General features: G+C 43.0%; 9 protein-coding genes. All 9 read right to left on the minus strand.

Going from position 1 to position 11,284, the window contains the following annotated elements; genetic code table 11:
- Positions 1–209: 209 nt before the first annotated feature.
- The 9 genes from gndA to G4D54_21060 all read right to left on the minus strand — a co-directional run bounded on the left by gndA (position 210) and on the right by G4D54_21060 (position 10,940).
- Entirely contained in the window at positions 210–1,598 is a 1,389-nt protein-coding gene (gene gndA, locus G4D54_21020) for an NADP-dependent phosphogluconate dehydrogenase (GenBank protein QJA04738.1), read from the minus strand.
- Positions 1,591–2,787: a M20 family metallopeptidase gene (locus G4D54_21025; protein QJA04739.1), complete on the minus strand. Its 1,197-nt coding sequence runs from the start codon at positions 2,785–2,787 to the stop codon at positions 1,591–1,593. The genes gndA and G4D54_21025 overlap by 8 nt, the downstream gene beginning before the upstream one ends.
- 39 nt (positions 2,788–2,826) lie before the next feature.
- Entirely contained in the window at positions 2,827–3,651 is an 825-nt protein-coding gene (locus G4D54_21030) for a PTS system mannose/fructose/sorbose family transporter subunit IID (protein QJA04740.1), read from the minus strand.
- 2 nt (positions 3,652–3,653) lie between these two features.
- Positions 3,654–4,409, minus strand: a complete 756-nt coding sequence (locus G4D54_21035; GenBank protein ID QJA04741.1) for a PTS sugar transporter subunit IIC — start codon at positions 4,407–4,409, stop codon at positions 3,654–3,656.
- A gap of 14 nt (positions 4,410–4,423) precedes the next feature.
- Positions 4,424–4,921 (minus strand): PTS sugar transporter subunit IIB, encoded by a 498-nt coding sequence (locus G4D54_21040; protein QJA04742.1) that lies wholly within the window; start codon positions 4,919–4,921, stop codon positions 4,424–4,426.
- Between the two features lie 12 nt (positions 4,922–4,933).
- Positions 4,934–5,344 carry a PTS sugar transporter subunit IIA gene (locus tag G4D54_21045; GenBank protein QJA04743.1) on the minus strand — a complete coding sequence of 137 codons (411 nt, stop codon included), beginning with the start codon at positions 5,342–5,344 and terminating at the stop codon, positions 4,934–4,936.
- A 105-nt stretch (positions 5,345–5,449) separates the two neighbouring features.
- Positions 5,450–8,221 (minus strand): sigma 54-interacting transcriptional regulator, encoded by a 2,772-nt coding sequence (locus G4D54_21050; GenBank protein QJA04744.1) that lies wholly within the window; start codon positions 8,219–8,221, stop codon positions 5,450–5,452.
- Between the two features lie 439 nt (positions 8,222–8,660).
- On the minus strand, positions 8,661–9,686 hold the full coding sequence (locus G4D54_21055) for a hypothetical protein (protein ID QJA04745.1): 1,026 nt from the start codon (positions 9,684–9,686) through the stop codon (positions 8,661–8,663).
- Positions 9,687–10,301: 615 nt separating this feature from the next.
- The gene (locus G4D54_21060) at positions 10,302–10,940 is read right to left on the minus strand and encodes a hypothetical protein (GenBank protein ID QJA04746.1); all 639 of its coding nucleotides are present in this window, start codon (positions 10,938–10,940) and stop codon (positions 10,302–10,304) included.
- Positions 10,941–11,284 lie beyond the last annotated feature (344 nt).

Genomic DNA, 11,284 nt, shown 5'->3' on the forward strand with positions numbered 1-11,284 from the left:
TGGGCAGACAATCTATATAAGCATTTAAAGACCGCCGCTTATTCAAGCCTGCACATCCATCTTACAGCAGGAAGATATACGGATGCCTTATTGCAAGCATCCTCGAACAGCATAAAGAATCCAAATCTATTGGTATACACAACAGATTGGATTCTCCTTTTTCTATTCACACTGAGTAAGCATGCCGTAATCAGAAAATGCTTCCGCATTTACTTTAGCCAGTCACTGTGGAACACCCCTGCCTGATCCACACGCTCATAGGTGTGTGCACCAAAGCAGTCCCGCTGTGCCTGTATCAGATTCGTTTCCAGACTTGCCGTGGTGTAGCCATTGACATAATTCATCGCACTGCATAAAACCGGTATATACAAGCCCTTTTGCAGAGCGAAGCTGATGATGCGCTGTAAATCCTCTCTGCCCTGTTTCACATACTCTGTAAACTGATCGGATACAAGCAGATTTGTAAGGTTTGCATCCTTGTCATAGGCCTGATATATATCCTTTAAGAACTCTGATTTGATAATACAGCCATTCTGCCATATCACCGCGAGCTGCTTGGTATCAATATGGTAGCCGCATTGCGCATTCACGGCAGCTATGAGGGAAAAGCCCTGTGCATAGATGCTCGTTTTTGCCAGCAGCACCGCCTTACACAGATCAGCAGCCAGCTGCTCATTGCTGGTTTCTTCATCCTGTGTACCTGCATAGCACTGTTCCGCCTGTAGCCGTTGGGCTTTCATGGAGGAAAGAAATCTTGCTTCCACCGCCTCTATAAGGCTTGGCACAGGAACACCGTATTCCAGAGAAACACATGCTGTCCATTTTCCGGTTCCCTTCTGCTTTGCGACATCCAGCACCTTGTCAAGCAGCCATTCCTCCTGTTCCTTTTTTTGCAGGATATCCTCTGTGATATCCAGAAGATACGAGGCAAGATTATGCTGATTCAGCTGATGAAATGCCTTTTGCACAGCGGCACGATCCTTTGGATACAGCCTTTTCAGGATTGCATAAAGCTCCGCAAGCAGCTGCATATCGGCATATTCAATACCATTATGCACCATCTTCACAAAATGGCCGGAGCCTTCTTTTCCGATATAGGTACAGCAGGCTGTGCCGTCTTCATTTTTGGCAGCGATTGCAGTAAAGATGTCCGCAATTTCGCAATAGGCCCTGTATTCTCCGGAGGGCATGATGCTGGGACCATGCAAGGCTCCCTTTTCTCCACCGGAAACACCGCTTCCTATCAGATAAAATCCATCCTGCTGCAGGGACTGCATTCTGCGCTGTGTATCCTCATAATAGGAATTCCCACAGTCAATCAGTATATCCCCTTTCGCAAGCAGCGGCTTCAAGGATGCAATGACACTGTCCACCACACGTCCTGCCGTTACTATTAGGATGATTTTACGCGGTTTTTCAAGGCTGTTGACAAAGGCTTCCAGTGACTCATATCCGAAAAGCTTCGGATATTTCTGTGTAAACTGCTTTGTGATTTCTGTTTCTATATTGTATACAGATACAGAGAAGCCGTGCTGCATGATATTGCGTGCCAGCGACTGTCCCATGACGCCCAGTCCGTATACTCCGATATTATTCATAGCGAGCCTCCTCTTCCTGACGGCGCTTTAATTCCTCCTTGGCCTGCTTGAGCAGCTTCGGGTTCTGATACAGCGTCAGAATACTGTTTGCCATTGCCTTGCTGGAAATATCAAGACAGTGTTTGCCGGCATCGGATATTGCGAGCTCGCGAAACTGATCGGTATGGCCGGATATCTTCTTTTCCGGAAGCAGTGTCATATAGAGATTGCATGCGGGAATCACACGGGAAACATTTCCCAGATCCTCTCCACCCGCATCACTCGGCATTCCCTCCATCATGGGCTCCCCAAGGGCCAGCATTTCCTCTCTGCACAGCTCAGCGAGCACCGCATTCGGCATACGCCCGTAATATCCCGGTATTTCCTTATAGCTTACCCTGCAGCCGCTGGCCAGTGCCATGCCTTCTGCAATGTTTATGATTTTCTGTTTGGTGGTTTCGATATCCTTTGCCCGCATGGTGGATATTTCCACCTCCAGCCTTGCATAATCCGGGATGCGTCCGATATCCCATTCACTTTCCGCTAGGATACAGCAGATATGAATAGAATCACGCAGCTGCTGCCGGGCAAGTCCCACTGCCTGATAAAACAGATTCGCCGCATCCAGTGCATTGATGCCATTTTCCGGATGGGATTCTGCGTGTGCACTCTTACCGAAGTACTCTATTTCAAAGTCGGTAAAGGAAGCACATTCTCCGCCGATTCTTGCCATGGCACTTGTCGGATGCATCAGAAAAACAGCATCCAAACCGTCAAATACACCCTGCTTAAGCATGATGATCTTTCCTCCGCCATCTTCCTCGGCAGGAGTTCCATATACCTCGATGCTACCTTCCAGCTCACTGCTTTCCAGAACCTGCTTTACTGCGGCTGCACAGCCTAGCGCACTGGTTGCGATCAGGTTATGACCGCAGGCATGCCCCAGTCCCTTTAATGCATCGTATTCCGCAAATACGGCAATTCTTGGACCGTTTCCTTTTTTGAATACAGCCTGAAAGGCCGTATCCAAACCGGCGATTCCCGTCTTCACAGCAAATCCCTGCTCCTGCAGATAAGAAGAAAGCGCATGTGCAGCTTTCTTCTCTTCAAAGGCGATTTCAGGATTTGCATGGATATAGGAGGCCAGCTTCCATAGATGATCAAAGTGTTCATCTATAAATAAATTAACCTTTTTTTTTAATATTTCCATATAAAATCTCCCCTAATTTAATAGTTTTTAAGATCTTGTTTAAACAATATCAAAGAATGACAGTATAAGTGAAGCAATAATAATACCAATTAGGATACCGCCATACTTTGTTCCTTTTTTCTTCATGTAGAAATAAATACCTGTAATCACAGCAAAAGGCAATAACCCTGGCATAATGCCATCTAATATATTCTGAAGTAAAATCGGATCACTATTTTCCAATTTAAAACCTGCCGTTGTTGTTAGTGATACAAAACTTGCAGACAACGCTCCCATCATCATTAGCCCTAGGATACTGCAGGCATCAATTATTCGATTCATTAGTCCACTTTGTATAAGCTTACTGATAGCGTTACGGCCAAGTGAATATCCCAGACGGCACATATAGTAGCCAATGAAATATCCAGCCAAAGGAAATAACAATACGAAGAATGCACCAATTAGATTGTTGCTTAAAGCCATCGTTGTAGCAAGTGCAAGACATATAGGTTTAAGTGTACCCCAAATCAATGTGTCTCCAATTCCTGCTACAGGGCCCATCAATCCCGTTTTCAAAGCTATTATCATTTCTCCAGAAATTTCCTTATTTGCTGCCTTTTCTTCTTCCAACGACATCGTAATACCATGAATTACAGAACCTATAGTTCCCTCCGTATTGAAGAATTGCAAATGGCGAAGCAGTGCCTCCTGATACTCCTCATCATTTGGATATAGCTTCCGTAATGTATTTTGAATACTGGCACAGAAAGATAATGACTGCAGTCGATCATAGCAATGTGAAACTTCACACAGCCAATACCATTTATTATAAGCTCTGAATAATTCTTTTTTTGTAATCTTTGATTCCTTAACTGCTGCTGTCATGATTACACCTCCCTTTCTTTTTTATTTTTAAGGAACAAATATAATAAAGCAATACATGTTCCGAAAATTGCAACTCCCATTGTAGCTACTTCAAAGTATATAACTAAGAAATATCCAATTACAAAGAATGGTAGAAATTCCATTTTTCCAATTGTATACACCGCCATTGCAAAACCAATTGCGGGTAATACGCCGCCTGCTACTTCAATACCGTGCATAGCCCATGTTGGAATTGAATTGATTACCCCTTCAACGAGCGTAGGTGCCAGTATATTAGCGAGAAAAATCGGTATAGCAGTTAGAAAGAACGTGAGTATAAGTGGGTATACAGAAGCATTACGTGTAACTGCTGCATAATTTCCGTTTTCTACGCTTTTTTGTGCGCGAATAGTAAACGTTGAGTTGATTGAATATTTAACGTTCCATAGTATAGAACCCAGTATTCCGAAAGGGACTGCTAAAACAGTTGCTGCGTGTGCATCAAGCCCTGTACGGAGTGCAATCGGAATAGCTACCAATGCTGCGCTAGAAGCACACGCTGGAACAGTACCTCCTGGATAAATGATTCCTAAATACATTAACTCTAAAGATCCCCCAATCATTAAACCTTGCTCCACCTGTCCAGTTAAAAGTCCAAGAAGCGCACCTACAAGAACAGGCTGTCCCAGAGTATCACTCAGGGTATAACCAAAATCTGTCGTTGATACAAACTGCCAAATCCCACAAAATGCTGCAATTAGCAATAAACTAGTATCCATATTCATTTCCTCCTCTATTCATTGAACTCTAATTTTTCAATCACTTTCTCTATTTCATATTTCTGCTGTGTTGGTACAACCTGTATGTGAATATCACTTCCTTCCGCTATCATTTCCTTCAAAAGTTGTACATCCTTTGCATCAAACGAGATTCCACTGGAAGTATTGATTCTACCAGAACCTCCACCAAGCCCTCCAATTTGTACCTCAGGAAGAGGGAAGCCTAGCCTCTGAAGATTTCGTATATCACTAACGTTTTTAAATAAGAGCAAAACTTTACCTTCTCCGAACTGATCTGTTGTCCACTTAGCCATTGCATCATCTACTGTAAAAATATCTACCTTAACATTAGATGGAGCAGCCATTTTATAAACACTAGCTAAAAACTCATCCTTAGCCAGCATATCATTAACGATTATAATTCGATTTGCATTTGCCTGTTTCACCCATTTGGTAACTACCTGACCATGTATCAGACGAAAATCGATACGCACTAAATTTATATCAGCCATATAAAAACCTCCTTATTTACGCTCATTAAGCAATTTTATAACATCTTTTCCACTATCTCTCAGTATTTCCAGTCCTACTTCAACTAACTCCTGTCTAGGGCGAAGATTTCTTTGTGAGGTCACCTCGATATACATCGCCAGATTCAATCCGGAAATCACCTGCATGTCATATGTTTTCGACAGAATCGCACATGTCGTACACGGTGTTCCGCCAAACAGATCCACCAGGCACAGAACCTTACCATCACCCAGCTTCTCCAGCTGCTTCTCCAGCATTGCTCTGTATTCCTCCGGTTGCATTCCCGGCATCAGAGAAAACGCAAATACATTCTCTGCCTCACCGGCAATCATCTCAGCGGATTTCATCAGCTCTTCACCGAATCTGCCATGTGTACAGACGAAGACCCATACATTATCCTCCATAACTTACTCCTTTCTTATTACCTTCACTCATTTACTAGCAAGTCCCGTGCCAAAATAAAAAAGTGCCTGTTTATCAGCACTTTTCCATCTCTGTATGCTAGTGTGTCATTCTGTGTCAAAGTTATCCATGATGTAAGCCACTTCTGTGTCAGAGATGCGGATTTGAAATTCCCGCTCAATGATTTTCATCGCTGTACGGACAAGACGATACAGCTTTTCATTTCGCTGAATACGTTCCTGACAGGCATCATATTCCATCTCCGCACCGCGAATACAGCGCTCAATCATACATCCGACATGCATCATATAACCAATCAGTATCCGGTTATAGTCGTCAATATCCCACATCTTGGATATGACCTGGAAGGATTTGCGTATCACATCATCTGCTTTTATCGGGTCAAGGAACACAAGCGATTCCTTCAGAAAATTATTCATGACGATATTGGAGGAAACCGGCTCCCTGTCTTCAACCCCAAGCGCTGTGGATATGATTTGTGCGATTTTTGCCAAACCGTCCTCCAGAATGATTTTATCACTGGATATGTACAGCGTATCCTCCAGATGCAGATCTCTGGCACCGACAACGGCAAGAATACGTTTATTTTCCAGATGCTTTTCTTTAAAGGATTCCGTATTGCATGCAACAATATCGATATGATATTCGTCTATGGCAGGTATGGCGGAGCGAATCAGCTCTCCCAGCTTAACCGCTGCCCCTTCGCCGCTCAGACAGGTCGTTACAATGACATTCTGGTGCAGGGCCTTTTGCTTGATTTCCTTGGAGTACAGCTTTCCGATATATGGAGTATAGCTTCGCAGCTCGCGATACAAATCGTCCAGTGTATATTCGCTCAGCATCGTTTTCCGCAAAGCTTCCAGTACAAACGGTGTGGATATCATATCGATTGTCTTTGTTGGAATTCCGGTTTTCTGTGTAATGATTTCTCCAAAGGATAGCAGGGAGCCCATATCGACAAGAATGAGCACCCCCTTTCCCTCATCAATTTCCTTCACCTTGCGTGTCACCGTTTCCAGAAAATCATCCACACTCTGATGCAGGCTCATATCAAGCGCATGACCATGGCGTGTGTCCAGCAGCGCGTTGGCAACATCCACCATATTGCGTGCCACACCGTTTCCATGTGCCAGTGCAAGAAGTGCAATCGCTCCGTTTACCTGCGGCTTATCCTTTTCAATACACAGAAACATTGTAAAGAAGACGATTTCCTGCGGTGGAAACGGAATTTCCAGCTCTTTCTGCAGGAAGCTCATGATTTCCATTGCCACATGATATTCATTCGGATTTTCACTGAGAACGTCATAGACGTTTGCATTCAGCTCATGCTCCTTACGCTTGTTTTCCATCAGCGCGGATATATGCAGCGCCATTGCCGTATACACCTTTTTGGAAATCGGATAGCCAAGTCGCTGCTGAGCCAGCTGCAGGGCAACCTCTACTGCATGATATACATGAATCGGTACAATTTTGTAAAGCATTGCTTCACTCCCGGATTCCTCAATCTGATTGCTTAAGGTTTTGATATAGGTTTCGATATACATGCGCATATGACGGTTGATGTTTGCATTGTCAAAGCCCTTTGCCTCATAATCCTGAAAACGGCGGTTCATTTCCTCATAAATATTCAAAAACTCGCCATCATAGTGTTCCAGCTTTGTTTCCTGATCATAGACGAAGATCTCCTGATCATGTATGGTCAGAAAATCATCAACCTCCTTCTGCTTGCCGGAATTTAAAAGACCGTGATAGATATGCTCCTGCAGTAAGGACAAAGTAATGCGAATCACGTTATCCTGACGGGATATATGCTCCAGAAAGCCGTTGGCACAGAGCAGGCGGATATCCGCCTTCAGCTGCCCGATGTTCCCCTTGCAATCGTAGGACAGCAAAGCCCGCATGACCTTGGCCTTAACCTGAATAGGAATTTTGACCTGGTTATATTCCTGACGGAAGAATTTTTCAATCAGCTCATAGCGCTCTTCAATGGAGCGCTCCTCCAGAGAAGGCATGGTGATCGTCATCGGTATCCTTCGTAAAAAGGTCTGAAGCAGACTGGATTCCAGGTTTTCCGTTGTTGCGGCGATGATCAGCACTCTGGCATCCTTGCTAGTTTCATTGGCTCCCAGCTTGCGGTATTCTCCCTTGTCCAGCAGCATGAACAGCATTTCCTGCCCCTCCGGAGGCAGCCGGTGAATTTCATCCAGAAAGAGGACACCGTTTTGTGCCTTTTCCACCAGACCTTCACTTTCCCTGTCTGCGCCGGTATAGGCACCCTTTACATATCCGAACAGCTGTCCCAGCAGAAGCTGTGGATTATCCGCATATTCGGCACAGTTGAAAATAACAAACGGTGCAGTCTTTTGCAGTACACCATGATCCTTGGCATACTGATACATGATTTCCGCAAACATCGTCTTACCCGCACCTGTTGGTCCCACCAGCAGTGTATGCAGGCCAAACGGCGGATAGATCATAGCCGCCTTTGCCTTGTTGATCATCGTCTTCAGACTTTTATCACTGCCGATCAGCTTATCGAAATCATTTTCGGTATACACTTCTCCTCGTTCCTGCAAATATTCCTGCAGAGAGGAAACAGCAAAACGTTCCAGTGAATGCGCCAGCAGGACCTCCATGCGTTCCCTGTCGAAATAATAAACCGGTCTTCCGGTGATCTTGATAACTGCATTCTCCTGAAAAAGCTGATTCAGTTCTTTACTTACATTCGCCCGATCCATCCCCATGAAATCGGATAGCTGCTGTGCGCTGACCCCCTCATAGCCTTCCTGTATGGAAGAAAGGCTGATGTCTGCACAGAGTTGCTTCAATGTGTCTGCTACCCTGGATTTTCTCCGCATGTTTTCACCTCTTTATTCTGATACGTGTTCAATGCGATTATAAGTTATAAGTATTTGAATGTCAAAATGTCTGTGAGAATTTCCTGAATTTTACTTTACATAAGCAGGCGGTTTCTACACATTATTTATATCGCTCCTTCCTACGTAATAATATGCATAATGAAAAAAACATATATTATATCCTTTATGTGCTTTCAGAATGAAGCGCGTTCTATACCGATTTTATAAGCATACATAACAAAGAATTAAAAGGTTTGCAAAGTGTGACTGCTATCAGTTTGACACGTTTTAAAGTACTTCCAGCTGCTGTTCCCATAAGCTCTTTCACTTGCAGATTCAACTTATCTCATGATATTGCAAAAACAATAAACAAATTTTAGTGGTACAAAAAAGAGCTGAGATGATACAGCTCTTTAAAAATTACTGTAGGTATAGCTTTTTAGGATAGATGTAGAGATTGCAGAACCGTAGGTCGTATGTCTTCTTCAACATCCAGTATGTTCATAGCATCCACCGCACTGACATCGATTTTCTGCATCAGTTTTTTTACATGGAGTAGTGTTGCTTCCACTTTTCCCTCTTCCTTGCCTCTTTGCTCAATGAAATCGCTAAAGTTGCACATCGTCATGACCTCCTTATCTATCTCCTTCTCCATTAGTATACCATACGTCTTCTGTAATTGATCCTTTTTATCCTCTATAACGAGATTTTTTATAAACAAAATCTTTAACAGCTCTAAAAGCCTCTGCTTGTTCTCATCCTCCTGCTCTACCGCATTCGGAATATCCTGCGCTTTTCGTACGCCTTCCTTTTTCGGATACACCATGACTGCTGTAATCAAGTCATAGTCCTCCTTCGCGGCATGCCATATCTTTGTTTCACATGTTTCCTGTATCTTATAGGTGTTGATGACATCGTTCTTTTGATTGTTGTGACCGATACAGATCCAGATGGAACAGACCTTTTTAATTTTGTCATAATCCGAATGCTGAAATCCATCCTTGGGATGCTTCTGTCTTGCCATCAATCTACTGCAATAATACAAAGCACGCTTGATCAGAGGATAACCGGGATCATCATTTGCCTGGCTTTCCAGATTGATGATCATGCAAACTTTCTTATCCGCAGGTGTGCTCTTATCGGCTTTCTTCTGCTTCATGGGGATTGTCGCCTCGAACTGAATATCGTATTTGATCTGTGCACCCGGTATGGCTTCATCCGTGACCTCAACCTGATAATCATCGATATATTCACAGTCTGCTGTGTTTATAGAAGACATTTCGATATAGGACGGTATGTCCTCCAGTGGAATATCTGCGTATTCCGGAATACAGCCCTTCATCACATAGGCGAGAATCTGCTTGTTTGATAATAGCTTTTTACAGTACATGTCATATTTCTTTTTATTATCATAGCAGCTAATCATAGCTGCTGCTTCTGTTTTCATTTTTGTTGTCATAATCATATCCTTTCTTTCTCCTATTGCTATCTGTACTTTAAGGATATGATCCGGTGGTGCTCTTGTTCTGCTATTGTTTTCATTAGCATACAGAGGTACCTGCTGTTTCGTATCATACGCAGGAACAGATGCAACAAAAACAAGGCAGTCCTTACCGCCGACAAGCGGTGTTCAGCTGCTGTAAGCTACTTAATAATTGTAAGGAATGAATGAACGTATAAGAAAAAACGCTTCTAGCAAGCGGTTGAGCTACTGAAAGGCCGGGGCTTTTGCGGATGAATTAGATGTGAATGGATTGTAGTATTTATATAGTTTCTCATAGACCGGCCTCTCCTTTTTTTGTATTTACAGTGTAGCATATATCCTGTCGGAAATACAGAAAAAATCTTAAAATCAGAGTATAGACGAAGTGAAAAAATTCATTTGGTAAATCATGATACAGTCTTATAACTGTATACCAGATAGCGCTTAGGCGAATACAGGTTGGCACAGCAGACTTCAATAAAAGTGGAAATTGTAATTAATATTCATATCTGATAAACAAAAATAGGATGCGTAGGCTGTAAAACTAACAACAGCTCCGCATCCATTCATACACATTCTCAAATATACCTTTCAGCACTAATCCTTCTTATCCTCTTTCGGCAGCAGGTACTGCACACGCACTGATTTCTTTGCACGCTGCCCCTGTGCATCCTCGACACTCAGCTGGTAGGTTACTGTTTTTGCTTCCACAGGCAGCTCCTCATCCCATCCGGTAATCAATGCACTCAAATCGTTTCCAGATGCATCTGCGGCAGTAACACCAGCATAATCACGTACCTCCTGCATTGTTGAATTGGATTCAATAACAAATTGAAAATCCGCATGTGCCGCCTGTATAACCGGCTTTGCATTTTCCACAACCTTAATTGCAAAGGATACACGCTCCTTCTGTAAGGATGCTACAGCCTGATAGGTACCCGGTGTTGTAACATCAACCGCAGACAAATCCAGCTTAACCTTATTTAATACATCGGAATCTGCATTTACATAGGTTTCCGCCTTCTGACTCAGCTTTGCGTTCTGCTCAATGATAAAGGTCTCTTTCTTGGCAGCAATCGCATTGACGCTTTGTTGTTCCTCCTTCAACGGCACATAGGCTTCCGCTTTTACAAATTTCTGCTTCAGCAGTCCTGCAGTCAAAACAACAGCAATCATCAGAATACCGATTGCCAGTACAGCTTTTTCTTCCTTTTTAAATTGAAAATACTTCTTCACATCATCACTTCCCAACTTACTTCAACGTTTGTATTTTATCATATCCCTTCCGGTAATAAAATGCCTAAAATACAATTTCAGCCTTTATTTATCACCTTTTTTACCATTTGGTCTGGAAAGGTATGTTTGTGGGATTACGCATTCTGCACCTGTGGAAAATATGACATTCCATCGTTTTTCATTTGTATTTTTTTCTGCTTGATATTATAATCATACTACTCATGTTGGAAAGCTATCAGCTACCGTATAGACTATTGATGAAATAACACAGGCAGCGCGCTTCCATTCCATATTTATACAGAGCTTTTTTCATCGCTGTTATGCGGGCAATATGATATGATTAT

The sequence above is a fragment of the [Clostridium] innocuum genome (genome assembly GCA_012317185.1).
Lineage (GTDB): Bacteria > Bacillota_I > Bacilli_A > Erysipelotrichales > Erysipelotrichaceae > Clostridium_AQ > Clostridium_AQ innocuum.

Excerpts from the sequence above, each read along its gene's own strand:
- G4D54_21050 (QJA04744.1), bottom strand. The coding sequence starts at position 8,221 with ATGCGGAGAAAATCCAGGGTAGCAGACACATTGAAGCAACTCTGTGCA.
- G4D54_21045 (QJA04743.1), bottom strand. The coding sequence starts at position 5,344 with ATGGAGGATAATGTATGGGTCTTCGTCTGTACACATGGCAGATTCGGT.
- G4D54_21055 (QJA04745.1), bottom strand. The coding sequence starts at position 9,686 with ATGATTATGACAACAAAAATGAAAACAGAAGCAGCAGCTATGATTAGC.
- gndA (QJA04738.1), bottom strand. The coding sequence starts at position 1,598 with ATGAATAATATCGGAGTATACGGACTGGGCGTCATGGGACAGTCGCTG.
- G4D54_21040 (QJA04742.1), bottom strand. The coding sequence starts at position 4,921 with ATGGCTGATATAAATTTAGTGCGTATCGATTTTCGTCTGATACATGGT.
- G4D54_21030 (QJA04740.1), bottom strand. The coding sequence starts at position 3,651 with ATGACAGCAGCAGTTAAGGAATCAAAGATTACAAAAAAAGAATTATTC.
- G4D54_21035 (QJA04741.1), bottom strand. The coding sequence starts at position 4,409 with ATGGATACTAGTTTATTGCTAATTGCAGCATTTTGTGGGATTTGGCAG.
- G4D54_21025 (QJA04739.1), bottom strand. The coding sequence starts at position 2,787 with ATGGAAATATTAAAAAAAAAGGTTAATTTATTTATAGATGAACACTTT.